Source organism: Shewanella sp. SW1 (assembly GCF_025653545.1).
Taxonomy (GTDB): Bacteria; Pseudomonadota; Gammaproteobacteria; order Enterobacterales; family Shewanellaceae; genus Shewanella; species Shewanella oncorhynchi.
In genome coordinates this window covers 29,273-55,239 of record NZ_JAKKSG010000016.1, presented here as the reverse complement: position 1 = coordinate 55,239, position 25,967 = coordinate 29,273, and the positions used below count along the sequence as shown (strand labels likewise).

Below are 25,967 nucleotides of genomic sequence, written 5' to 3'. Positions count from 1 at the left end.
TTGCTCCTTGGTTGATAATTGAATTTATATCACCAATATAGTTAGTGATCTAATTATATTAAGGCATTTTATCGGCCAAATATCAAGCTTCTATTGGATTTAAATGGTTGTGGCGGCGGTACGAGAGTAGCTTTTGGGGCGGAAAATAGTTTGAGAACTGACTATTTTGCTGAGGTGTTTTTCTGCTCGGCGATACTGTGGGCAGTGCGTTCGAAGGTTAATGTGATGCGTTCAAACATCCCAGTAATCAGAGTGAATTGTTCGTGGGGTAACGGGCATTGCGCCATCGCTTGTAATAAGGCTTCGCTGCTGGTGTTAAACTCTTTTGCGACTTGGCCGTGGGCGCAGGCGATAAATGCCTGACCTAAATTGTGTTGCCAGAGGTTGAGTGCATTTTCTAAGCCTAAGTCTGAGTGCGTATCTGAAATCCCCTGCAACATGCGCCGCATTCGAATCGACACATGGCCTAGATTCAGTGCAGTGAACACCAGATCGGTAAATACCCTCGAACTCTTGCCCGAGCCTTTTTCGTAACTGGCTATCCGCAGCAGTCGATCGCCCATGCGGGCGTTAAACCAAGGCTCAGGATCGTCATGCTGCGCGATATGCACCAGATCTTTTTGGATAGATTGCAGCAGACGATATTGCATCAGCCGCTGGCTAGGTTCGGTGATCAATTTAAATAGCCAATACAGCACAGTAACGCCAACAAAAATTGCTAAGGCATTGCTGACGGTGTTTTCTATCGCAAATGAAATGGTATTACTGGGCTGTACTAATACCGCAAACGGCACGCAAATCCCGAGACCATAGGGCAAGGTCGGTCGATTCGCTAAGGCGAGTAGCCCAATAAAAAAGGGGCCTGCGAGCACTAAAATGAGTATTTCGAAATCGCCGCTACTCTCTGCCAGCAAAGGTAAAGCGTAAAACACTGTGAGGGGCACTGCGATAGTGATGCCGACAAGAATACGGCGCAAAATCGTGGTTAGCATTGGCAGTGGCTGGCGCGCCATCATGATGGAAAAGACCACTGGCATCAGGATCATCATGAGTACCGCACTCGACCCTGTGCCGATCCACAGCGAAGCCCCAATGACAAATACCGCCATGCTGCGTAGACCGGTCGTAAACCCTATCAGTGGATCTAGGTGAAATTCCATTGGCGGCGCGTTGAGTTGTACCGCAGAATTGCTTGTCAGTACGTTATAACTCTTGAGCACCATGATCAGATCGGCGCTTAACTCCATCGCAACTTTGAGTAAGCGAGTCTCTAATGGGGTTCGGTCGCGGTATTGCATCAGGTTTTGTTGGAGTTGATACCTTAAAGTACGCGCCATTTTGTAGCATTCTTGGTCATCAGTGGATTGCGCCATCAGGGTAAAACTGCTGCGCATATTGGCTAAGGTTTTCGCGAGCGGTTCGCTGACCAGATGGGAATGATTACGTTGTAGTCGGCCAAATATTTGGATTGCCGCCAACAGCGAAAGGGTTTTATTGCAGAGAAAGTTCGCCGCATGGCTCTGCCCGCGTCCTTCGGGGCCTTCATAAATCACTGCGCTGGAGTCGTCACTCAGCGCCGATACTGATTCCATAATAGTGTCGATATGTTCATGGCGACTCGCATGTTCCCCCTGTAAATCGAGTTCTAATGCAAGATAGTTAAGTGTTTGATTAATTGTGTTTTTAGCATGCAGTTGCAGACCATGTTTTACCTTAGTCGGCCACAGTAGCGAACTGACCAAGACGGCACAAATTGCGCCGACGATAATTTCGCTGATCCTCGACTGTGCCACATCGAATATTTTTGCACTATCGGCCGTGCTTGGGCTCGCCATCACAATGAGCACTATCAAGCAGGCTGTCATGCCCGCCATGGCAAAGGCATAGACAAAGTTTTGCTGGCGAACCATGGCCGACAACCCAGAATTTAGCCCTATCCAGCAGGCGAGTAATCCTAAGGCGAGTTCGGGATAGGGCGTAAACCCGTTGAGTATGGCAATCCCCGCGAGCGCGCCGACTAAGGTGCCGCCGATTTGGCATAAGCCCTTTTCGATCACGAGCCCGCTTTCGGGGCGGATTTGCAGAAATACCGCCGACACCAGCGCCCAATATGGCCGTTCTAAATTTAAGAACATGGCCACATATAAGGCGAGCGCCATCGAGATCACGCCTTTAATCGCGAAGATGATGGTTCGTCGGTCAGGAAAAAATAAACTCTTAAGTAACAGCGTCATAATGACTATTTGTCAGTCTGTAGCTGGATGGAAACTGTCATGCCGACGCTCAGCTCTATGTCCTTAGGAATGCTGTCTAGCTGGATATCGACCGGAATACGTTGTGACAATCTCACCCAATTAAAGGTTTGGCCGATTTGCGGCAATAACTGCCCATTAGTGGTGACATTGGTATTGGCAATCGCCTTACCTATGCTGACCACTTTGCCGTGCAAGAAATGGCCGCCACTCATTAGGCTGACATCGGCGTTTTGACCTATGTGAACCAAGGGGATTTTGGTTTCTTCAAAATAGCCTGTGATATAGAGAGAGTCTTGTTTGACCAGCGAAAATACTGAGTTGCCTTTGCTGACATAGTTGCCATTACGCAGGCTTAAATTGATCAGGGTGCCATTTTCGGGAGCGTGAATTTGCGTCCGCGCTAAGTCAATTTTGGCGGTATTTAATTGTGCCTGTGCGAGTTCATAACTGGTTCTTGCCAGTTCGGTATTGATAAAGGCTTCGTCGAAGGTTTCTTTGCTGACTAAGTTGGCGTTGGTCAAACCGATACGGCGTTTGTATTTATGTTTTGCCAGTTCCCATGCCAATTTTTGGCTTTCTGCTTTGGCATTCAATTCGGCAATGGTGGCTTTGTAGCGGGTATCGTCCACTGTGAACAATACATCACCTTTATTAACGACTTGATTGTCTTTTACATTCAGTTGGTTTACCCAACCTGATACATCTGGCGCTATGGTAATGATTTCGGCGCGAACTCGGCCGTCGCGGGTCCAAGGAGAATAAAGGTAGTGCGACCATATCCAATGTCCGGCGATACCTGCAACCGCGACCACAATGAGGGTGAGGCTGATACGAAAGATTTTTCCCATGAACAATCAACTCCCAAGCAAGTAAATGACCAAAGCCAGATAGCAGATAAACAGCCCAACTTCGAACCAAGCTGCGCGCCACAGCTTGTGATAGAGCCCAGTTTGATAGAGTACCAAGCGAGTGATGCAGGAAAGCAGAAAAGCTAAGGGGATAAAGATAATTAATGGACTAAATAACAAACCATCGAACGCGAGTTCTTTAAGCATTACGCTATTCATCCCGATGACAGTAGCGCAGCGATAACCGCGCTAGGTGTTTAAAATGCAAAGTACTCAGTCGAGATTATAGGAAAGTCGCGTGAGAGTTAATGGTTTTATGTTATCTGTGATCAATTAGGGCCAGCATTAGCTGGCCCTAAATATGATGAAATCAAAGCGAAAATCGCTTCTACCTCATAGTAACAAACTCTTCCGCGCCCGTTGGGTGGATAGCCACCACAGCATCGAAATCGGCCTTAGTCGCGCCCATTTTCATGGCGACGCCGAAACCTTGAAGGATTTCGTCCATACCAAAACCAATACCATGAATACCGACGACTTTTTCGTCCTTGCCAGCGCAGACTAACTTCATCTTACAGGCTTGGCGATGGGCCGTAACGGCTGTGTACATGGAGGTAAACGTCGAGGTATACACTTTGACGTTATCGTCGCCGTATTGAGTACGGGCTTCTGGTTCGGTCAAGCCCATAGTGCCGATAGGTGGATGGCTGAATACAACGGTTGGGATCAGGTTGTAATCCATTTTGGCATCTGTCATACCGTTAAATAAACGCTCGGACAACAAACGGCCCGCTTTAACCGCAACAGGAGTGAGCTCTACGCCCCCCGCCATAATGTCGCCGACACAGTAAATCCCTTTGTGAGTCGTATTTTGCTGCTCATCAGTGATGACATAGCCTTTGCTATCTAATTGCACTTCGGTATTTTCTAGGCCGATATTGCCTGTTGCAGGTGAGCGGCCAATTGCCCAAATCAAGCAATCGACTGTAATGCTTTCACCGTTTTCTAAGTTTAATGTCAGGCTGTCATCGGCATTTTTAACCACGGCTTTTGGCACGCTATGGGTGTGCAATGTTGGGCCTTCGGTTGCCATCGCATCGACGAGAGCATCGACTAATATAGGGTCAAAGTTACGCAGCGGCGCATGTTTACGCACTAATAAGTGAGTTTCACTGCCCAGAGCGTGTAACACGCCAGCGACTTCAACAGCGATATAACCCGCGCCAACAACGGCAACGCGCTTAGGTTGCTCGCGTAGGGCGAAGAAACCATCGGAGTCGATACCGTATTGCGCGCCAGGAATGTTCGGAATCGTCGGTGCGCCGCCAGTGGCGATAAGGATATGATCGGCGGTGTAATGTTCGCCGTCCACTTCGATGGTGTTGCCATCCACAAAACGGCCGTAGCCATTTAACAGCGTCACTTTGTTGTTGGCAAAACCACGGCCATAGGCATCGTGAATACGACCAATGTAGGCTTCGCGGTTTTCGACCAAAGTGTTCCAATCGAATTTATTAACAGTGACGTCGAAACCATAATCTTTGGCGTAAAGGTTCATCGCTTCGGCAACATGGGCGCCATACCACATGACTTTTTTGGGCACACAACCTACGTTTACACAGGTGCCACCCACGTGTTTGGCTTCGATGAGTAGAACCTTAGCACCACGCATTGCCGCTCGGTTTGCTGAGGCGATACCGCCGCTGCCTGCGCCTAGGCAGATATAGTCAAAATGTTGAGCCATGAGTTTCTCCGTCTTACTTCAAGGATGAGATGCTTTACAGCAGAATGTCATTGTAGGGGGCTTTGCGGTAACAGACCAGCCTATTGCATCATTAACGTATAAGGCATTGCTTTTAATGAAAATACTCCTAAAGTTGCTTTCAGTTGTTATCGCGTGGCTGTTTCGCGGCGATATTGGCATTTAGAGTGATCGTTATGAGCTGGGCCTTCTGCACCACATTTCAAACATTGCCACTCCTTTTGGCGGGCGCTGAGTTCATCGGCTTGATGCTTAGCTGCGTTATCTTGTTTGTCGCCGAGTAGGGACTCTAGCTGATCCATACGTTTATCGAGCCAACGGCAGTTAGGATCATTGGCGACATGTGCACGACTGGCGAGCTGTTGCTTGCGACTGAGTTTTTTACTCTTAGCGGCTTTGTTCGATTGAGTGGCTTTAGTTGATTTAGTGGTTTTGGATGGCTCTGCGGGTGTGACAGTGGGGGGCGAATACTCGAATGCACTTTGCACTTGGTTAGGCACATTAATCGGCTTGCCCTCATTGTCGAGCAAAGTGCCTAGGGGCAAAGGCGCCGTTTGTGCCGGTTGAGCTAAGGATTCTAGACTCGGTTCAGGCTCAGATACCTGCTGCGCATTAGTCGAGCTTGTCACTGGGATAAAAAGCAGGAGCAAGGTAATGACAGCGGTTCGGATAAGATAGAAATGATGCGTTAACATTCCCTGTTCCTCGGCAAAATCGATGTGAATAGTGAGTCGCTCCGTCGACATTTTGAGTTTAGTTAGTGAGCTTTGTTTTTGCCAAATGTCGCGGGATAAATTGACAGAGGAAGGTTGCAATACGGCGCTAGAAACACAGAGCTAAAACGACGTTAAAACGTTATCGCAAAGTGAATGCCGGCATAGGTTTGATCCTGTGAACTCATATCGCCATTGGCTGAGGCTTCTTGCTCAATATCACTCTGGGCAATGCTGTGGCTAATGTGTCCGCTAATACTCATGCTTGGGGTCAGTTGATAATTCGCTTCGAGGCCAAACTGCAGGTTATTACTGCCATCGTGTTCTTCTGTGCGGTATTTAAAATCAAACCCTTGAGTGATATAGGGCGTGAGGCTGAACTGGTCTGTGATATTCCAATAACTGTGCAAACTCACTTCAACAAAGTAGCCTGCCGCCTCTGTGGAATAGACATAACTCACCGATGGTACCAACCAAGCTGTGGCGTTGTAGGCGAGTTCTGCAAATAGCTCGTTATCTTGGCAGCGGCTATTGCTATAGCCTTCAATGCGCTGATATCCCAGATTAGCCTCTAGGTTTTCGGCTAAGTTGAACCCATATTCAAGGCTGATATTCCACTCTGTATAGGCTTGGCTATCACCGCGTCCGACTAAGGCATAAGTGGTTAAGTTGCCGTGTTGAACGGCCGCATTGAGCCAATAAATACCCCCATTTTGCAAGTTATTGCGACCCTGTGAGACATATTTGCTGTCCCAACCTAAATCCAGCGTCACCGCCAAAGGTTCTGTCATCTGGCGGGGTAATATGGTGTTTGAAATACTATCGACTTGTTCTAGGCCCTCATTAGCAACTGCGTTGTGACTAAGGCAGTTGATCCCTAATGTGCAGAGGACGCTGGCGATAAGTTTCACTGAGTGTGTTGCCATATTTTTGCTGATTTTGGTCGAGGTACGTTAGTTATGCAGATAATACCTTGCCCACATACAAACATTAATGCGAATTGATTCGATTTGCGATCGAGATTGCAACAATGTGTAGGTAAATAAAACGTAAATCCTAAATGCGAACTAGTTCACTTTTTTTCAGGGGAAATAGGGTTAAGTAAGGCGTTCGAAGGGGACAATCGGTTTTCTCGCCTTGATAAATAGGCCATTAGCCCTTATTTATAACAGATACAGATTGTTGAGGAGTCAATATGAGCAACCCTTTGCTTAGCGGCGCAAAATTACCGCTTTTTTCACAGATTAAACCGGAACATATTCAAGTCGCCGTTGAGCATGCCATTGCTCAGTGCCGCACTAAGATTGATGAAGTGCTGCAGAACCAAGGTCCTTTTACGTGGGACAACTTGGTCGCGCCATTAGAACAGGTTGACGATGAGCTAAGCCAAATTTGGTCGCCCGTTTCTCATATGAATTCAGTGACTAGCACAGATGAGTGGCGTGCCGCCCATGATGCTTGTTTACCTCTTTTATCGGAATACGGTACTTACGTTGGCCAACACCAAGGTTTGTATCAAGCCTATAAAGCGCTGCGAGCATCCAATGAATTTGCACAATTGAGCCAAGCCCAGCAGATGGTGATAGAGCACAGCCTGCGCGACTTTGAACTATCGGGTATTGGTTTAGATGACGCGCAAAAAGTGCGTTATGGCGAGATTGTAAAACGTCTTTCTGAACTCACCAGTGGTTTTTCGAATCAATTACTGGATGCGACGCAAGCTTGGACTAAGTTGATCACTGATGAAGCTGAGCTTGCTGGTTTGCCCGAGTCTGCCAAAGCCGCCGCTAAAGCGATGGCGCAGTCGCGTGAGCTAGAAGGTTGGTTATTTACCTTAGATTTCCCCTCTTATCTACCCGTCATGACCTACAGCGAAAACCGCAGTCTTCGGGAAGAATGCTACCGTGCGTTTGTCACTCGCGCTTCAGATCAAGGTCCCAATGCCGGAGAGTTTGATAACAGCCCGCTGATGGACGAAATTCTTGCTTTGCGCCACGAACTCGCATTGTTACTCGGTTTTGACAGTTTTGCTGACAAATCTCTGGCGACGAAAATGGCTGAAACGCCGGCGCAGGTGATGGCATTTTTAAATGAGTTAGCGCTGCGCTCAAAGGATCAAGCTAAGGCAGAACTGGCTGAGCTGAGAGCGTTTGCCGAGGCCGAATATGGCGTGACTGAAATGGCCTCTTGGGACTTAAGTTTCTATGCTGAGAAGTTGCAGCAGCATAAGTATGAGATTTCACAGGAAATCCTGCGTCCGTATTTCCCCGAAGATAAAGTGCTCTCGGGGTTGTTCTACACAGTATCACGTTTGTTCGGCCTTAAAATCCTTGAGCAAAAGGATTTTGACCGATGGCATAAGGACGTACGTTTCTTCGATATTTTCGACGAAACTGACGAACACAGAGGTAGTTTCTACCTCGATTTATATGCCCGCACAGGTAAACGTGGTGGTGCTTGGATGGATGACTGCCGTGTGCGCCGTCAAACCGCCAATGGATTACAAAAGCCAGTGGCTTATTTGACCTGTAACTTTAATGGTCCGGTCGATGGCAAACCTGCGCTGTTTACCCATGATGAAGTGACAACCTTGTTCCACGAATTTGGCCATGGTATCCACCACATGCTGACCAAAATCGATGTTGCAGGCGTGTCGGGTATCAATGGCGTGCCTTGGGATGCGGTCGAGTTACCAAGTCAATTTATGGAAAATTGGTGCTGGCAGGAAGAAGCCTTAGCCGAAATTTCTGGCCATTTCGAAACCGGCGAACCATTACCTAAAGCCTTGTTAGATAAAATGTTGGCGGCGAAAAACTTCCAGTCTGGCATGATGATGCTGCGCCAACTCGAGTTCTCATTGTTCGATTTTAGAATGCACCACGAATACGACCCAGCTAAAGGCGCGCGCATTCAAGAAACCTTAGACGAAGTGCGTCGTCAGGTGGCCGTATTAACGCCGCCGGATTTTAACCGTTTCCAACATGGATTTGCCCATATTTTTGCGGGCGGTTATGCCGCAGGTTATTACAGCTATAAATGGGCTGAAGTGCTCTCGGCGGATGCGTTTTCCCGCTTCGAAGAGGAAGGTATTTTCAACCCTGAAACGGGTCGTCGTTTCCTGCACAATATCCTCGAAATGGGTGGTTCAGCCGAGCCGATGGACTTGTTCAAACAGTTTATGGGACGCGAGCCGAATATCGATGCCCTGTTAAGACATTCAGGCATTGCTGCATAAGCAATTGTGCGTTTTGATAAATCAGCCCCTTTTAATGGACTGATTATCTGAGGGTATTTAGCTTAATCGAACGATAAAAAGACGCCTTAGGGCGTCTTTTTTGTGAGCTATATCCCGCTTGCCCTGTGGTATGACCTCTGTTAGCCTGTGGCTCTTATTTCAAGGGCGGCGCGTTATGAATCTGTATTTTCGTTTGTTTTGGTTGTTATTCTGGCGCACGCGCCATTGTCGTAAGATCGATTTTCTAGGGACAAGCCGTATCACTTATCGTGCTTTACCGAGCGATTGCGACATCAATTTCCATCTCACTAATTCTCGCTATCCCGCGTTTATGGATCTGGCGCGGACTTATATGTTGGCTGAGATGGGTCTACTGAAACGTTTCTTAAAGTTGAAGTGGATGCCGATAGTTAACGCCGCCGAATTTACCTATATTCGCGATATTAAGCCGCTGAAAACTTTTGAGATTGAAACCAAAGTCGTCGGTTGGGATGAAAAATATTTCTATATTGAACAACGCTTTGTGAGCGAACGTGGCCTACATTGTATCGTGCATGTGCGCGGTGTGTTTGTGTGCAAAGGTAAGCAAGTGCCGCTAGATGTCCTCGTGAAAGAAGCGGGTTATACCGATCCTGCACCTGAGTTGCCGCCAGAAGTCGTGAAGTGGAAAGCGTTTTTGCAGTTGAAGAAAGAACGTAATATGTGATTGTGTTGAGGCATGACTTACTCGCTAAGGTATGCCTCTTATTCCCGTCGTTTCCTCCATCTCAGCCAGTAACACCTCTTCTTGTACTAACATCCAAGCGCCACGCAGTTGTGCCTGTTGCCAATAGCGCACGATTTCATCTAAATCCAACAGGTTTAGATGTTGGAAGCTATAGCTTAAACAAGGGATTAGTGCACAGTCGGCTAAGGTAAAACTGTCGCCACAGACCCAATGATGTTGTGTGAGTTGCGCGTCTAAGCGTTGAAACTGTGTCAGTAGTTGCTTCTCTAATTGTTTGATTTCGAATTCATTGCTGTTTTCTATATGCTTTAACTTTTCTAATTGAAATAATGGGTTGTTAATATCATTGTCTATGATGCGATCGAACAAACGTACCTGTAAGTTGCGTTGTGGTTCTTGTGGCAGCAGCTGGGTACTGTTTTCAAAATGCCTATCTAAGTACTCGATAATAATGCTGGATTCGGGTATCAGCTGTTCATTTTGGGCTTTAAGCAGAGGGATTCGCGCTTGCGGATAACGTTGGTGAAATTCCTTGCGGGACAAAGGGTCGCGTAGATCTATGATTCTGGGGTAGAAGTTGGCCTGCTTTTCATAAAGTGCGATGAGCACTTTCTGTGAATAGCGTGATAACGGGTGATAAAAAAGCTCCATAGGCACTCACTCCAAACCCAGTCTTTTACGGACTTTACGTTTTAACTTTAGTCGTAATTGAAGCGCTTGCTGTAAGAGTTTTCTTAAAAAATGCTGGAATAAACACAATTTTTCTTGGCAAAGCCAAGTGATCCATCAGGGATAAAAATCGGTATTATGAGTCCATATAGGAAGTGTCGGGATTTAATCATTTTAAAGGTAATAATATGAGCCAGTTAGAGCGTTTTTCATCTATTTATGCCAGAGCCAGTGAGCGCAAAGGCGGACCTGCTGGACTCGAAGCCTTATTGTCTGGTTGCCTGTCTGATGATGAAATTCGCCAATATCGGGATGCTGAATTATTGTCGGCGATGAGCCGTCAGGTGTTTCAAAGTGGTTTTGTATGGCGGGTGGTTGTGAACAAATGGCCCGAGTATGAGAAGTCTTTCTTTGGGTTCGAACCGCATAAAGTATTAATGTTATCGCCTGAGCAAATTCAAGCGCGGGCAAGTGATGCGACCTTGATTCGCCATCTTAAAAAGACTCAAGCCATTTATGATAATGCTCTGATGATCCACGATGTTGCTCGCGAACATGGCAGCTTGGCGCAGCTGATCGCCGCTTGGCCGACGCAGGATATTATCGGGTTGTGGGCATTTTTAAAGAAACGAGGTACTCGATTGGGCGGGAATACGGGTCCCTATTTTCTGCGCGGTATTGGCAAAGATACTTTTTTGTTAACCGATGATGTACAAGGTTATTTTAAAGCACATAAGTTAGTCGATGCGGGCTTTTCATCACAAACGGCGCTTAAGCAAGTGCAAGCCGTATTTAATCAGTGGCAACAGGAGTCGGGTCGTTGTTTGGCTGATATCAGCCGTATTTTGGCTTGCAGCGTGGGCGATAATCGAATTTAGTCCTGTTAAGTTGTGATTGAAGATGAACAAATTAGTTTTAATAGACAAATATTGCTTTGCTAGCAATATTTGTCATTACAGAAGCATTATTTGTGGGAGTCTGAGTTTCATTTAATGGGGTATTAATCTGAATTTCGGGTTTGCTCCGTTTTGGGGTAACCACTAAAATAGCCCGCTAGCTATTATTTGTGACTGTTTAATTGTGTGGCGTTACCTCATAACGCTGGCGCTGCCTTTTAGCCGTGCACAAATAGTAGATGTAATAAACTGCACAGCAATCCGCTATCGGATGTATTCATGTTTTTACGCACAAGCAGTCTGAAGCCAGCTCTTTGCTTACTCTCTTTCGGTATTGTCAGTCTTGATAGGGTCGTTTTTAACGACTTGATGCTGAGAGTGGCCTGAGTAAAAACAAGCGCGCTGCGTTTTCGTCTCTATGTACAAATTATTGCAACAAGTGACGGTTAAGCTAACGTCATTGAGCTGTGGGCCTTGGCCTGCCGCAAGTCTAGAATATGAACAGATTTGCAACATATTCAATATGGAGTAGGCTTATTGGGTGTTTTACGGCATATCTCCCTAACAATGCCACTCAAAGTTAACCGATTTTTTAAATCGAATAACAATTCGATGAATATAGTAATGCTAAATGAGTGAAAATTTTCATTAGTTTACAATTTAGTTTCGTTATCTTCCTTGTTGATTCATATAGGCTATGAGATAAATAACGGATTTGATTTTAGTTACAATTACGGCTCGTGTCAGCGCAATAAGTGTACTGGTATGTGGGCAGTTAATATTTGAAGGAGTTCTCATGCGGCAGACAATTAAACTTGCCTCAGTTATAAGCGTGGCGTTATGGATGGCAGCTTGCAGCCCTCAAGAAGAGAAAGCTCAGGCGGGCGCTGGCCCACGTAGTATGGAAGTGGGAATCCTTAATGTTGTTGCCCAGCCACAAGTGATTCAGGTGGAATTACCTGGACGCAGTAAAGCTTTCCTCGAGGCCGAAGTTCGTCCACAGGTGAGCGGTATTATCACTAAGCGTAGTTTTGTTGAAGGTGGCAATGTGAAACAGGGTGAATCCTTGTATCAAATTGACTCTGCAACTTATAAAGCCGCGTTAGTGAGTGCCAATGCCGATTTAGCCAGAGCCAATGCGGGTTTAGCCTCAGCAAAAGCTAAGGCTGCACGTTATCAGCAACTGGTGAAAACCAACGCCATCAGTAAGCAAGAATTTGATGAAGCTGAAGCGGCATATAAAGAAGCATTAGCGAATGTCACCGTGGCAGAAGCTGCGATTAACACAGCTAAAATCAACCTGCAATACACTGAAGTATTAGCGCCTATCTCTGGTCGTATCGGTAAATCGAGTGTGACTGCGGGTGCGTTAGTGACAGCGAACCAAAGCCAAACGCTGGCGACGATTCAACAACTTGATCCTATCAATGTGGATATCGCGCAATCGAGTGCGCAGTTGTTACGTCTTAAAGCTAAGTTGCAGCAAGGTAAGCTACAAGCTTCAGAAAATGCTGATGTGCAGCTGTTGCTCGAAGATGGCACACAATACAGCCATCCAGGTAAGTTGCAGTTCGCCGAAGTGAGTGTGGACCCAAACACGGGTTCAGTCATTCTGCGCGCCGAGTTCCCGAACCCTGAAGGTATCTTGTTACCTGGTATGTATGTTCGCGCTATGTTGAATGCGGGTACTGATCCACAGGCTATCTTGGTTCCACAAAAAGCCATCACGCGTAACTCTAAGGGTCAAGCAGTGGCTATGGTGGTGAATGACCAAGGTGTCGTTGAATCGAAAACTGTAACGACCGCTGAAGTGATTAACAACCAATGGCGAGTTACTTCTGGTTTAGCTGTGGGCGATAAATTAATTGTGGAAGGATTACAGAAAATTCGTCCAGGCGCTCCAGTAACCACCAAAGTTATTTCTGAAACGCAAGCACAATAGGGCATAGCTATGGCACGTTTTTTTATTGATCGCCCCATCTTTGCGTGGGTGATCGCCTTGATTATCATGCTGGCAGGGGTCCTCTCGCTCCGCTCGCTGCCAGTGTCCCAATATCCTAACATTGCACCACCGACCGTGGTGATCAGTGCTAACTATCCTGGCGCTTCCGCTAAGATTGTTGAAGATTCTGTGACTCAGGTGATTGAGCAACGTATGACGGGTATCGATCATCTCCGTTATATCTCCTCAACCAGTGACAGTTTTGGTAATGCGTCTATTACTTTAACCTTCAACGCCGAAGCCGATCCGGATATTGCACAGGTTCAAGTTCAGAACAAGTTACAGGGCGCTATGACCCTGTTACCGCAAGAAGTGCAGTCGCAAGGGGTTAACGTTAACAAGTCGAGTTCAGGCTTCTTAATGGTATTAGGCTTCGTATCGACCGACGGTTCGTTAGATAAAGGCGATATCGCCGACTACGTTGGTGCGAACATTCAAGATCCTATGAGCCGTGTTCCGGGTGTAGGTGAAATTCAGCTGTTCGGTGCCCAATATGCGATGCGTATATGGCTAGACCCGTTGAAGTTGACTCAATATAACTTAACTAGCTTAGATGTTATTGCGGCGATTCGTTCTCAAAACGCTCAAGTATCCGCTGGACAGTTAGGTGGCGCGCCATCTGTGGCTGGCCAAGAGCTGAACGCGACTGTATCGGCGCAAAGCCGCTTACAAACGGCGGAAGAGTTTCGCAAGATTATCCTTAAATCGGATATTTCAGGCGCAAACGTCTTCCTAAGCGATGTGGCACGGGTTGAATTAGGTTCTGAAAGTTATGCTGTGGTGTCACTGTATAACGGTCAACCTGCGACAGGGTTAGCGATTAAGCTGGCAACGGGTGCTAACGCGCTTGATACTGCTGAAGCTGTTCGTGAAAAAATTGCTGAGATGAAACCTTTCTTCCCGCAAGGGCTAGAAGTTGTTTATCCATACGATACAACGCCTTTCGTTGAAAAATCGATAGAAGGTGTAGTGCATACCCTGCTTGAAGCTATTGTACTAGTGTTCATCATCATGTACCTCTTCTTGCAAAATTTCCGTGCAACTTTGATCCCGACTATTGCGGTACCAGTGGTATTGCTGGGAACCTTTGCGATTCTGTCGTTAGCGGGTTTCTCGATTAACACTTTAACCATGTTTGCTATGGTGCTCGCCATTGGTTTGCTGGTGGACGATGCGATTGTGGTGGTGGAAAACGTCGAGCGGGTAATGGCCGAGGAGGGCTTAAGTCCACTGGAAGCGACGCGTAAGTCGATGGATCAAATTACCGGTGCTTTAGTCGGTATCGGTCTGACCCTCTCTGCAGTGTTTGTCCCTATGGCATTTATGTCAGGTTCAACGGGGGTTATTTATCGTCAGTTCTCTATCACTATCGTATCTGCGATGGCGTTGTCTGTTCTAGTTGCTTTGATTTTAACACCTGCACTTTGTGCGACTATGCTCAAACCGATTAAGAAGGGCCATGCTCATATCGAAACTGGCTTCTTTGGTTGGTTTAACCGTAGTTTCGATAAACTGACTAATCGTTATGAGTCGAGCGTTGCTGGGATCATCAAGCGCGGCTTTAGAGTGATGGCGATTTACGTTGTGCTGGTTATTGCAGTGGGTTGGATCTTTATCCGTATGCCTACGGCGTTCTTACCAGATGAAGACCAAGGTATTTTGTTCACGCAAGCCATTTTGCCGACTAACTCAACTCAAGAAAGTACCTTAAAAGTATTGGAGAAAGTGTCTGATCACTTTATGGCTGAGGAGGGCGTGAGGTCGGTGTTTAGCGTGGCGGGCTTCAGTTTTGCGGGTCAAGGGCAAAACATGGGTATCGCCTTCGTTGGTTTGAAGGATTGGTCTGAACGTGAAGCGCCTGGTATGGATGTGAAGTCTATTGCTGGTCGCGCTATGGGTGTGTTCGGTCAGATGAAAGATGCCTTAGTATTCGCCTTCGTACCGCCTGCGGTAATCGAGTTGGGGACGGCGAACGGTTTCGACATGTACCTGCAGGATAAGAACGGCCAAGGCCACGAGAAGTTAGTGGCGGCACGTAATCAACTGCTTGGTATGGCGGCACAGAATCCAAATCTGGTGGGTGTGCGTCCAAACGGTCAAGAAGATGCGCCAATTTATCAATTACATGTAGATCACGCTAAGTTGAGCGCGTTAGGCATTGAAATCACTAATGTAAACAATGTGCTTGCAACGGCTTGGGGTGGTTCTTATGTGAATGACTTTATTGACCGCGGCCGCGTGAAGAAAGTATATGTGCAAGGTGATGCCCAGTATCGTATGCAACCGGGAGATTTAGATTCTTGGTACGTGCGCAATAACAAGGGTGACATGGTGCCATTCTCTGCGTTTGCCACTGGTGCATGGGAATACGGTTCTCCACGTTTAGAACGCTTTAACGGCTTACCATCGATGAACATTCAGGGTGCCACGGCTCCTGGTTTCAGTACCGGTGCAGCTATGACAATTATGGAAGACTTAGCCAAGCAGCTTCCTCCTGGTTTTGGTGTCGCGTGGAACGGTCTATCGTATGAAGAACGTTTATCGGGTAACCAAGCGCCAGCGCTGTATGCTCTGTCGATCTTAGTGGTCTTCTTAGTATTGGCAGCACTCTATGAAAGCTGGTCGGTACCCTTTGCAGTTGTGCTCGTGGTTCCGCTCGGGATCATCGGTGCTTTGATTGCAATGAATGGTCGCGGCTTGCCAAACGACGTGTTCTTCCAAGTGGGGCTGTTAACCACAGTAGGGTTAGCGACTAAGAACGCCATCTTGATTGTGGAATTCGCCAAAGAGTTCTATGAGAAAGGTTCAGGCTTAGTCGAGGCGACCTTGCATGCGGTGCGTGTGCGTCTTCGCCCCATCTTAATGACGTCTCTAGCCTTTGGTCTGGGTGTTGTGCCGTTAGCTATCAGTACCGGTGTCGGCTCTGGTAGTCAAAACGCCATTGGTACAGGTGTACTCGGCGGTATGATGAGCTCGACTTTCCTAGGGATCTTCTTCGTACCATTATTCTTCGTGATAGTGGAGCGTCTCTTCAGTAAGCGCGAGAAGAAAGGTAAAGAACAGAAGCCAAACTCAGCTGAATAAGCTCGATCGTTTCTAAACTTCTAAACTTCTAAACTAAAGCCCTGCAATTGCAGGGCTTTTTGTTATTTTAATGCTGTTAGTTATAAAGATGGATAGGCACTGTGCGCGAGTTCTGGCATATTGCGCTGAGGCAGTTAAGAGGACGAAACATGGATGATGCTGCGTTGGAATTGCAAAAACTAGATGCACTCATTGCTAAAGGTAAGATGTACGTCATTTTGGTCTTTGGCGTATTTTTCTGGGGTATGCTGACGTCCCTCGTGGTCGCCTTAATACATTATTTTATCTCGGGCGATCCATTCTGGGCGGAACTGCAAAGAGCGCTCTATATTTATCCCATTGGCGGTATTTTATTTGGTTGGTTTGTGTGGGTGCAGATTAATCGTAAGCGAGATAAACTTCGCTCCCAATAGTATCAATAGTTCTGGTTAAGCTGAGTGTAGGAGTGACATGGTGTTTTCGTGGGGTAATCTTGCCACTAAGCAACTTATCGTGGGAATGATATGCCATGGCATAGCGCTGGCATTTTTGGCCTATGGCGTTTATGCATTTTACTTGCAGGAGCTTGTACTACCAGAGTTAACTCGCTGTGTCGGTGCTGCTGTGTTATTTGTGGGCATGGGGCTAGCCCCTCAATTATTTTTTATGTCAGTGAGCCAGATAGTATCGCAAGCTGAGGACACGACATTAAAATCTACCCTACAGACCTATGTGTTTAATCTAGGTATTTTTTTGATGATCTGCAGTCTGTTAATGGAATGGCTATACGACTAAAGCTATTGAATAAAGAAAGGGCGTCGACTTCATCATCGACGCCCTTTTTATTGCGGTTAAGGCGTGTAGTAAGTCGCGGCTCCCGGCCCAACGGGCAGACCAAAGCCAAATACCCACAGGAAGAAGAACGCTGTCCAACCCACGAAAAACACGAGCGAGTACGGCAGCATAGTGGCGATCAGCGTACCTATCCCTAGGTTTTTCTGGTAACGACAGGCAACCGCTAAAATCAAACCAAAGTAGCTCATCATAGGTGTGATTAAGTTAGTCACCGAATCCCCAATACGGTACGCCGCTTGAATCGTTTCGGGCGCATAACCAACCAGCATCAGCATAGGCACAAAAATAGGAGCGGTAATGGCCCACTGGGCCGAGGCACTGCCAAGCATCAAGTTGATAATGCCGCAGAGCATAATAAAGAACAAAAATACGATCGGGCCCGTCAAGCCAATGGATTGCAGAGCATCGGCACCTAACACCGCCAATACTGCACCTAAATTACTCCAGTTGAAGAAGGCGACAAACTGCGCGGCGAAAAAGACGAGGACGATATACATGCCCATAGTGCTCATGCTGTGGGACATGGCATTGATGACATCTTTATCATTTTTGATGCTGCCCACGACTTTGCCGTAAATAAAGCCAGGTATGGCAAAACAGATAAAGATAAAGGCGACTATGCCCTTGAGGAATGGCGAACCTGAGATGAGACCGGTTTCAGTATGGCGCAGCGGTGCGCCTTCTGGTACGACTGAAATCGCTAAAATAACCGCGAGCACTAACATAGATAACCCAGCCCATTTTAAGCCGCGTTTCTCAATAGCACTGATGCTCTCCATTGATTGCAGTACGGTTTCGTCTGCATCATCATCTTGGTATTGACCTAACTTAGGTTCGACGATTTTTTCGGTGACAAAGGCGCCAAGGAAAGTGATCACAAAGGTGGAGACAAACATGAAGTACCAGTTTACTTCTGGGCCGACGTTGTATTGAGGATCTATCATGCGCGCCGCAGCTTCGGTAATGCCCGATAGCAAGGGATCGACAGTACCAAGCAATAAGTTAGCGCTATAACCTCCTGAAACCCCGGCAAAAGCGGCAGCTAAACCTGCAAGTGGATGGCGGCCAAGGGAGTGGAAAATCATCGCCGCCATAGGGATAAGTACCACATAGCCAAGCTCGGCAGCGGTGTTGGACATTATGCCGGCAAATACTATGGTCACAGTGACTAATCGTTTAGAGGCACCCATGACTAAGGCGCGCATAGCCGCAGATAATAAGCCAGAGCGTTCGGCAATCCCGACGCCGAGTAGCGCCACGAGCACAGTGCCGAGCGGTGTAAAGCCAGTAAAGTTGGTCACCAGATGCGAGACTATCATCCGCAAACCTTCGGCGTTCATTAGGCTCACCACATGGATTAAACCGTCTGCACTGCGGCCGTGTGAGCCAATAGGTCTAGGATCGACCACGGTTAACCCAAAGTAGCCCGCAATACCTGAAATAATGACCACGGCAACACAGAACAGTGCGAATAAGGTGATTGGATGGGGCAGCAGATTGCCTAAGCGTTCAACAATATTGAGAAAACGTACAAACCAACCACTAGAGCTGATATCGCCCTGTTGTGGATTGGGTTCAGAAGCTTTTTTTGGAGGAATATCGCCGGAATTAAAACTCATCGTCCTTCCTTTATGTCGACCTTTACGCAGCGCAATATTTGGACCCTATAACAGACTCGAGACATTGCCGACGGCCGATTGTGGATGATGTGGCTGAGGGGATAACTCTAGGTGCAAGACTCGGAGTGAAAGCTAAGGTAAAAGTTAAAAAATTAGCGGCAAAGTATGATTGTTAAGTTTTAATTGAAACTTAAATGTTGCTATTGACTGTGTTGAAGTGAGGAGGGCGAAAATTAGGATAAAAAAATGGACTCTCGAGGAGTCCAGTATTCACGAGCAAAATTGGATGCTCTAATGTTGTGCCATATCACTATAGACGTTGTTTGCTGTATCGGAGCTGAATATCGATAAATTTATAGGTTAAATGCTGTTTTTTATGCAGATGATCACTTTTCATCGCTGAATATGGCCAGTTTCGTTGATGATTGCTCGTTAGATAACATCGCCAGCTCTGACCAGCGAGTAATTTCATTGTCTTAATCAGCCCGTAGGTGAAATTTTCACTCATTTATGGTTAGCTGTATCCTATTAACAAGAATAAGAAACCTAAGGATGGAAGATGGAAAAATTGTTATTGGGATTAACGCTGATTTTTATCGTGACCTATCTTTGGTACGTCAGCCTAGTCAAAAAGCGCAATACCGCGCTCGAAGCCTTGTCGGGTATCGATGTACAGCTGACCAAGCGTGCCGACCTTGTGCCTAATATTCTAAAAATTGCTAAACGATTTATGGAGCATGAAAAGTCATTGCTCACTGAAATCACCGAATTACGCACTCAGCTCAGCAATAATTACAACAAGGCCGATCCGAGTGCCGTTAAAGAGCATTTAGTTCAGGCCGAGCGGTTGAACGACAAAATGAGCACCTTGATGGTGAATGTGGAGAACTATCCCGAGCTCAAATCTGACAACACTATGTTGCAGGCGATGCAGACCTATAACGAGGTCGAAGCGCATATCTCAGCTGCGAGGCGTTTTTACAACTCGGCAGTTTCCGAGCTTAATACTGCGGTAGAAATCTTCCCCGGCTCGATTATCGCTTCTATGGCGAGTATTAAAGTGATGCCATTCTATGAGGTAAGCGAAGCGGCAAAAGCGCCCGTAGATGCGGCCGAATACTTGTAAGCTTAGCAGTGCAGGGTGAGTTATTACCCTGCAATACTATGACATCAATATGAATATCATCACTTTTATTTTAGGTAGCCCGATTCGGACTTATCGGGGGCCTGTTGGTTTGTCTGCGGATTTTGACGAACTACCTCAACTCGAAGCGTATTACGAAGAACATATCGCGCCCATCAGTCGCAAATATGAAACTAAGCGTGTGGCTTGCCTTAAGGCGGCGCGTAAACGTTTGTATTTGAGTTTGATGATAGTGCTTGGGCTGAGCTTGCTCACCGTTATTGGCTACTACAGCGGTGGCGCTTATTTCCCGCCTTTGCCATTGCTTGCTTTAGTCGGATTAAGCTGGTGGAGCTTTGCTCCGACTCGTGAGTTTAAGCATTTGGTTCAAAATGATATTTATCCGCTGATGTTTAAATATTTCGGCGATGATTTTATTTATAGCCGCGAAATGCGCCTCGACATGAATCGACTCGTTGCGGCTAAAGTATTACCGCGATACGACAAAGTCAGCTTCGGTGACTATATACAAGGCTGCTATAAGGGCGTTGAGTTGGCGGTCAATGAGCTTACCCTGACCAAGAATGTGCAAGTCGAAGAGCTGGATGTCAGTACCAGCAGGCGCAGAACTGTGACCCGCACGGAAACCCAGTTTCGTGGCTTAGTGGTTGAGCTGAGTAGCCATAAAGCTTTTATGGGTCATACTGTTGTGCTGAGGGATCGCGGTGGTTTAGCGAATTTCCTGTCCGACAGCCATGCGGGACTGGTACGAGTCAAACTTGAAGATCCGCAATTTGAAAAAGAGTTCGACGTGTTTTCAACGGATCAAATCGAGTCACGTTATTTGCTCAATACGGCATTTATGGAGCGCTTACAGGAGCTTGCCAAACATTTTGATGGCAATATTCAATGTGCATTTTTCCGCAATAAATTGACTTTGTTCCTGCCGAATCGCAGAACGCATTTTCAAATGCAGTCCATTTTTTATGGCGCAACCTTTTCAGTAGAATTTAGTCAGATAAACCGAGAAATGAAGCAACTCTTTGCTATTATTGAAGTACTTAAACTTAATCAGTACACGGGACTTTGATGTTGCTTACTCGCTTAGCGCTTGCTCGTACACTGACTTTTGCAGCCTTTTCATTGCCCTGCAGATTTGAGGCGCTAGGCCTGTGCTTATTATTGATATCGAGTTTGATGATAAATGCAAATGCTGAGGAGGCGCGCGAAAAAGCTAAGCCGCGTATTGTGGCGCGGTACTCACAGAGCGGCATAGTGAGTAGTGAAGGTCTAGAAAAGCTCAAAATTTATCAATACCAACAAGCTAATGGTGTCACCGTATTTACCGACAAAGCCCCCGCAAATAACCAGTATCAAATTTTGTTATATGACTGTTTTGCCTGTCGTCCCGATTCGACCATAGACTGGAATGGTATTCGGTTATTTACCGCTAATTATGATGCCTTGATCTCCCATGCAGCCCATAAGCATCAACTTGATCCCGCCTTAATCCGCGCTGTGATCCACGCGGAATCAGCCTTTAATGCGCGTGCACTTTCGCGAACTGGCGCCATGGGATTAATGCAATTGATGCCAGAAACAGCAAAAGAAATGGGTGTGGCAAATGCATTTTTACCCGAAGAGAATATCTTAGGTGGCAGTAAGTATTTGGCACAAATGCTAAAACAGTTCAATGGTGATATCGCATTGGCCTGCGCGGCTTACAATGCGGGGCCGACGACCGTGGTTCAGTACAATGGCATTCCGCCCTATCCTGAAACCCAAGCCTATGTTGAGCGTGTGAAAATTTTATTGAAGCGTTACCGCGAGCAGAAGGACGTTTAGTTGCCGCATTGATAAGCTAAAATGAAGTGGCGAAAATCCGGAGATCATCGCCGCCATTTGAATCGAAGGTTACTCGCCGACTTCCCATTTTACGGTAATGTCACCGTCCACTTGTCCAAGTGTTTTACCCAAGTAATCCATTAATTCAGTTGCGATTTCGTCTAACTGCCAAGGTGGATTGATGATCCATAATCCTGCCGCTGTCATGCCAAATTCATCTGAATCGGGCTTAATGGCTTGTTCAATTCTCAGCTGACGTTTAATGCCACTGCTGGCTAGGCGCGATAACATACCTTCGGTCTGAGCACGATTTACGACTGGATACCACAGGATAAACACACCCGTAGCAAAACGCTTGTGCGCTTTTATCAGGGTTTCGGCCACATCTTGGTAGTCGGTTTTCATCTCGTAGCTAGGATCGACTAGCACCAGAGCACGACGCTCTAATGGTGGTACTGCGGCGATAAGGCCTTTTAAGCCATCACCTTTGATCACTTTAACTTGTCTGTCTTCGCAGAAATAATCATCCAATAACACATAATCAGTGCTGTGCAGCTCGTGCAAGACCATGCGATCTTTAGGCCCTAGCTCCATGTCGATAATGGCGGGTGAACCTGGGTAGAAGTTGAGTTCGTCTGGATTTTCTTCATTAAAATGGCGCACGGCGGCGACATAGTCCTGCAGCGACTGCGGCAGATCAGTTTTATCCCAAAGCTTAGCTACACCTTCGAGGTATTCACCTGTTTTCTGTGCAAATTCATCGCTTAAAGCATAACCACCCGCACCTGCGTGGGTATCGATATACACGAGTGGTTTGTCTTTTTTGTGCATCAGCTGCAAGGTTTGTAGCAAGATGGCGTGTTTCAACACATCGGCATAATTGCCAGCGTGATAACCATGGCGGTAACTTAACATGGGGGATCCTAGTAATTTGCAAACATAGCAAAGAGAGGCAAATGCCAGTCGGCAATTATACCTGCGATGCTTCTAGGCGTAAATTTAATGCCTCAGTTGGCGCTCTTTTTATTGGCAAACCAATGTGTGGGGGTTTGCATTTGAAAGGTTTTCAGCCAGAGATTCGCTGGTGCGGGTTTACCGAATAAATAACCTTGAAATTGTTCGCATCCTAGCGCAGTGAGTTGCAATAACTGGGCTTCGGTTTCGATACCTTCGGCAATGACGTTGAGTTTTAAGCTCTTGGCTAACAGGATGGCGGCGTTAACAATTTGGGTATGGCGTTCACTAATGCCCATTTGACTGACAAAGTAACGGTCGATTTTAATTGTGTCGGCACTGATATCAATGAGCTGGCTTAATGAGGCATGGCCAGTACCAAAATCGTCAATGGCGATAGACACTCCCATACGAGCCAAGGTGTTTAAGCGTCGGCCTGTTTCTTTATGGGTTGAAAATACAGAGGTTTCAGTAATTTCAATTTCCAACAATGGGATGAGTTCAGGATGATTCATATAGGTTTGGATTAACACTTTAAAGAAGCGATCCGACAGAATATCTTGCCCAGATAAATTAAAGGCAATCCTGACCAGAGGTACATTTTTAGGCCAAGAACGGATCAGTTGTAGTAATTGCCTGAAGACTTTTATCGCAAAAATCGCCTGCAATTGAGATGACTCTATAATGGGGATAAAAGTGTTCGGCATGATCATAGTGCCGTCTTCGTCAAACATTCTGGCTAGCGCTTCAAAGCTAGTAATGTGGCCATTGGCCATCACTTTAGGTTGCAGCCACATTTCAAGGCGGTTGTGTTTCAGCGCGTCACGGATTCTGGCTTTTTGCGATGAAGCTTCGAGCAGATTGTTAATCAAACCAATGTAATACACCATCACTGGGCTAGCTTGGGTGGTTTGTTTTATGGCAATTAAACATTGCTCCGCGGCTTGCTGCGGTGAGGCTTTATTACCTGAGCTGCAACCGACTCTGCACTCGAGATGATATTCAGTCTGTTGTTCTTGCTTAAGTTGTAGGTTTGTTGGAATACGCTCGCGCAATTGTAGCGCTAGGTTTTCAGGGGAGATAAGCGGCAGGCTAGTAAACTCGAGTGCAAACGATGCTCCTCTAAATCGGTATATTTTTGTGATATGACCAAAGCGATTTTTGAGTTCAATAGCAAAGGCTTTTAGGATGGCATCTCCGACGCTGATACCGAAAGCAGCATTAATTTGGCTAAGATTATCAATTTTGATTAAGGCTACGGTCATTTCCTGATGGATCAAGCTTGGCGCTGGGTTATACCAGTGATTTTCGTTGGGTAATCCTGTCACTAAATCATAGAAATGTGTGCTGATGTGGTGTTTTTTAAGGCGACTCAGCTCAATCGCATGGTTTGCCTGTTCTGTGACATCGTGGCAGTGAAATAACAAAGTATCATGGTGCTGTAATGAGGCTTTTTGCAGCAGATATTTAGTGCTGTTATTGTTTTTTAAATGGGTTGGAAACGAGGCCGCCAGTAAATTTGTGCTGGTATCTTCGGTAAGTTCAAAAATGCCACATAGGCGAGTGCTGTTTAGTGTGACTTTTCCAGCGATTTCCCTCGCGGCATTATTCAGGTTGAGAATGACTCCATCCTCATTGCAGAAGAAAGAGGCTGTACCATTATTTTCAAAGATTTCAGCATATTGATCTAATGTATGTTGCAGTGCATTTTGATGCTGGATCATTTGCTGCGCATGGATTTTCTGGGTTTTTAGCAGGCGCATTGCCGACAACGGGATACAGATATTAAAAAACATAAACAGCAAACCGTTTAGATAAGCGTGGGTCGCAGGTAGGCTGATATCAATATCGATAATGGGAGGCAGGTTTTGGTTACGCAGTAGCAGTAAAAAAGGCAATACGTTGAAACACATCATAATAAAAGCGACTTTTCTGCCAAACAGGAAAAGCGCCATCAAGGGCAAGGTATATAAGAAAGTAATACCTACCTGCGATAAGTTGAAGTCAGGGATAAACAACAGCATAGATAAACAGGCTGCAATAACCATCGCCAGCAGGCTGATAGAGCTGACGAGTAAATATTTGCGCGTAAACCATAAAGACAGGAATAGTACGGTTAAAAAACTGACCGTAATGCTGATAATGAAAGTGAGGTTTAACTCATACGCAATTAAAGAGCTATGCAGCACTATGCTAGTGGTCAAGATGGCGCCACTAAGCAGAATAATCCGCAATAAGCTGGTTTTTAATATCGTTTTGTCAGGATTTAAAAAATCTTGCTCCCTGATAAACAAAAAACCTTTTAGCCATTGAAGCAAAAAAAGTCCTTATCCCGTACGGAAGTCACGCAGGTTGGCTGGGGACATAACATATAACATAAATCACTAAACTGTTATACAAATAGATTGCTGCCTTTATAAATCAGTATATTACAGTGTGATGCTTGTTTGAATTTTTAAGGGCGTACTGAGACAAATTGGCTAAGACAGTGATGAGCTTGGTGATGTGTTTTGCTTACTAGCATGTTCATAAACGAGATTTTTAGGCATAATGGCCATCATTTTCGTTGGTTAGAAGACAGCCTGTGACCCCGATTTTTTTCAATCAGCAATACCCAACACTTGTGGATATTTGTGCACGTTGGCAACTCGTCTACGATGCGAATGCGACCTTCGAATTGCGTTTTGAATCAGATACTTTATCACTGCATAAACGCGATGAGCCTAAGCTCGATGGCATAGTGGTGGATTTTGTGACTGGCGCCGTCGCCCATAGACGTAAGTTCGGTGGCGGTCGTGGTCAATCTATCGCTAAAGCGGTGGGATTAAAGCAAGGGGTAACACCGAGTGTTGTCGATGGCACTGCGGGTTTAGGGCGCGATGCATTTGTGCTCGCAAGCCTTGGTTGTACAGTAACTATGGTTGAACGTCATCCTGTGGTTGCCGCATTGCTTGAAGACGGCCTGCGCCGCGCCTATCAAGATGCTGAAATCGGCGATTGGATGCGTGAGCGGATGCGCCTATTTCATGGTTCTAGCCTAGAAGCATTATCGAAATTGGCACAAGAGGTGGATGTGGTTTACCTCGATCCTATGTACCCCCACCGTGATAAATCGGCCCTTGTTAAAAAAGAAATGCGTGTATTCCAATCCTTAGTCGGTGCCGATTTAGATGCCGATGGCTTACTCGCCCCAGCTTTAGCTTTAGCAACTAAACGTGTCGTCGTTAAGCGCCCAGACTATGCCGAAGATTTGGATGGGGTTAAGCCTAATACGGTTATTGAAACCAAGAAAAACCGTTTCGATGTCTATGTAAAAGCCGCGATGAAATAGGGAATATTTTTCTCATCGCGAACATAGTATGCTTTTGTCGCTGAACCCATACATTGACATAATGCACCCA

General features: G+C 46.3%; 21 protein-coding genes. 11 read left to right on the top strand and 10 right to left on the bottom strand.

The genetic code is table 11. The features are described from left to right. Positions 1 to 161: 161 nt before the first annotated feature. The 6 genes from L5M71_RS15085 to L5M71_RS15060 form a co-directional block, all read right to left on the bottom strand. Positions 162 to 2,234: an FUSC family protein gene (locus L5M71_RS15085; RefSeq protein ID WP_263208495.1), complete on the bottom strand. Its 2,073-nt coding sequence runs from the start codon at positions 2,232 to 2,234 to the stop codon at positions 162 to 164. Positions 2,235 to 2,239: 5 nt separating this feature from the next. Next, a complete protein-coding gene (locus tag L5M71_RS15080; RefSeq protein WP_263208493.1) occupies positions 2,240 to 3,103 on the bottom strand; it encodes an HlyD family secretion protein in 864 nt (287 codons plus the stop codon). Positions 3,104 to 3,109: 6 nt separating this feature from the next. Then, complete coding sequence (locus L5M71_RS15075; RefSeq protein WP_263208491.1) at positions 3,110 to 3,310, bottom strand: DUF1656 domain-containing protein; 201 nt, start codon at positions 3,308 to 3,310, stop codon at positions 3,110 to 3,112. A 181-nt stretch (positions 3,311 to 3,491) separates the two neighbouring features. Continuing rightward, positions 3,492 to 4,847 (bottom strand): glutathione-disulfide reductase, encoded by a 1,356-nt coding sequence (gene gorA / locus L5M71_RS15070; RefSeq protein WP_113940197.1) that lies wholly within the window; start codon positions 4,845 to 4,847, stop codon positions 3,492 to 3,494. Between the two features lie 146 nt (positions 4,848 to 4,993). Further along, positions 4,994 to 5,560 (bottom strand): hypothetical protein, encoded by a 567-nt coding sequence (locus L5M71_RS15065; RefSeq protein ID WP_263208489.1) that lies wholly within the window; start codon positions 5,558 to 5,560, stop codon positions 4,994 to 4,996. Positions 5,561 to 5,712: 152 nt separating this feature from the next. Continuing rightward, positions 5,713 to 6,504 (bottom strand): hypothetical protein, encoded by a 792-nt coding sequence (locus L5M71_RS15060; RefSeq protein WP_263208487.1) that lies wholly within the window; start codon positions 6,502 to 6,504, stop codon positions 5,713 to 5,715. Positions 6,505 to 6,773: 269 nt separating this feature from the next. On the opposite strand from L5M71_RS15060, the gene prlC reads away from it, so the two are divergent. Together prlC and L5M71_RS15050 are read left to right on the top strand one after the other, a co-directional pair. Further along, positions 6,774 to 8,813: an oligopeptidase A gene (gene prlC, locus L5M71_RS15055; protein WP_105250706.1), complete on the top strand. Its 2,040-nt coding sequence runs from the start codon at positions 6,774 to 6,776 to the stop codon at positions 8,811 to 8,813. Positions 8,814 to 8,988: 175 nt separating this feature from the next. Continuing rightward, positions 8,989 to 9,519, top strand: a complete 531-nt coding sequence (locus L5M71_RS15050; protein ID WP_011791203.1) for a thioesterase family protein — start codon at positions 8,989 to 8,991, stop codon at positions 9,517 to 9,519. Between the two features lie 24 nt (positions 9,520 to 9,543). Here the strand turns inward: L5M71_RS15050 and L5M71_RS15045 are convergent, their stop codons facing one another. Next, a complete protein-coding gene (locus L5M71_RS15045) occupies positions 9,544 to 10,191 on the bottom strand; it encodes a glutathione S-transferase family protein (protein WP_263162550.1) in 648 nt (215 codons plus the stop codon). 206 nt (positions 10,192 to 10,397) lie between these two features. Between L5M71_RS15045 and L5M71_RS15040 the strand changes: the two genes are divergently transcribed. The 5 genes from L5M71_RS15040 to L5M71_RS15020 all read left to right on the top strand — a co-directional run bounded on the left by L5M71_RS15040 (position 10,398) and on the right by L5M71_RS15020 (position 16,965). Continuing rightward, complete coding sequence (locus tag L5M71_RS15040; RefSeq protein ID WP_173497830.1) at positions 10,398 to 11,087, top strand: DNA-3-methyladenine glycosylase I; 690 nt, start codon at positions 10,398 to 10,400, stop codon at positions 11,085 to 11,087. Positions 11,088 to 11,901: 814 nt separating this feature from the next. Continuing rightward, complete coding sequence (locus L5M71_RS15035; protein ID WP_006084665.1) at positions 11,902 to 13,047, top strand: efflux RND transporter periplasmic adaptor subunit; 1,146 nt, start codon at positions 11,902 to 11,904, stop codon at positions 13,045 to 13,047. Between the two features lie 9 nt (positions 13,048 to 13,056). Next, entirely contained in the window at positions 13,057 to 16,191 is a 3,135-nt protein-coding gene (locus L5M71_RS15030; protein WP_263208483.1) for an efflux RND transporter permease subunit, read from the top strand. Positions 16,192 to 16,340: 149 nt separating this feature from the next. Further along, positions 16,341 to 16,604 (top strand): hypothetical protein, encoded by a 264-nt coding sequence (locus L5M71_RS15025; RefSeq protein WP_198572451.1) that lies wholly within the window; start codon positions 16,341 to 16,343, stop codon positions 16,602 to 16,604. Positions 16,605 to 16,641: 37 nt separating this feature from the next. Next, a complete protein-coding gene (locus L5M71_RS15020) occupies positions 16,642 to 16,965 on the top strand; it encodes a hypothetical protein (RefSeq protein ID WP_198572450.1) in 324 nt (107 codons plus the stop codon). A gap of 56 nt (positions 16,966 to 17,021) precedes the next feature. Here the strand turns inward: L5M71_RS15020 and L5M71_RS15015 are convergent, their stop codons facing one another. Beyond that, complete coding sequence (locus tag L5M71_RS15015) at positions 17,022 to 18,644, bottom strand: AbgT family transporter (protein ID WP_263208480.1); 1,623 nt, start codon at positions 18,642 to 18,644, stop codon at positions 17,022 to 17,024. A 559-nt stretch (positions 18,645 to 19,203) separates the two neighbouring features. Here L5M71_RS15015 and L5M71_RS15010 point away from each other — a divergent pair. The 3 genes from L5M71_RS15010 to L5M71_RS15000 are packed head-to-tail and all read left to right on the top strand — an operon-like array spanning position 19,204 to position 21,612. Continuing rightward, positions 19,204 to 19,770: a LemA family protein gene (locus L5M71_RS15010; protein ID WP_173497831.1), complete on the top strand. Its 567-nt coding sequence runs from the start codon at positions 19,204 to 19,206 to the stop codon at positions 19,768 to 19,770. A gap of 49 nt (positions 19,771 to 19,819) precedes the next feature. Then, positions 19,820 to 20,857, top strand: a complete 1,038-nt coding sequence (locus L5M71_RS15005; protein ID WP_263208478.1) for a DUF3137 domain-containing protein — start codon at positions 19,820 to 19,822, stop codon at positions 20,855 to 20,857. Next, positions 20,857 to 21,612, top strand: a complete 756-nt coding sequence (locus tag L5M71_RS15000; protein WP_168826208.1) for a lytic transglycosylase domain-containing protein — start codon at positions 20,857 to 20,859, stop codon at positions 21,610 to 21,612. Before L5M71_RS15005 ends, L5M71_RS15000 begins: the two co-directional genes overlap by 1 nt. A gap of 69 nt (positions 21,613 to 21,681) precedes the next feature. On the opposite strand, the gene L5M71_RS14995 is transcribed toward L5M71_RS15000, so the two are convergent. Both L5M71_RS14995 and L5M71_RS14990 read right to left on the bottom strand, forming a co-directional pair. Beyond that, positions 21,682 to 22,527: a 23S rRNA (adenine(2030)-N(6))-methyltransferase RlmJ gene (locus L5M71_RS14995; protein WP_105250694.1), complete on the bottom strand. Its 846-nt coding sequence runs from the start codon at positions 22,525 to 22,527 to the stop codon at positions 21,682 to 21,684. Positions 22,528 to 22,619: 92 nt separating this feature from the next. Further along, positions 22,620 to 24,884, bottom strand: coding sequence for a GGDEF domain-containing phosphodiesterase (locus tag L5M71_RS14990; RefSeq protein WP_263208475.1), 2,265 nt, complete (start codon positions 24,882 to 24,884; stop codon positions 22,620 to 22,622). 266 nt (positions 24,885 to 25,150) lie between these two features. Here L5M71_RS14990 and L5M71_RS14985 point away from each other — a divergent pair, with 266 nt between their 5' ends. Next, positions 25,151 to 25,897, top strand: coding sequence for a class I SAM-dependent methyltransferase (locus L5M71_RS14985; protein ID WP_107949945.1), 747 nt, complete (start codon positions 25,151 to 25,153; stop codon positions 25,895 to 25,897). Positions 25,898 to 25,967: the final 70 nt, after the last annotated feature.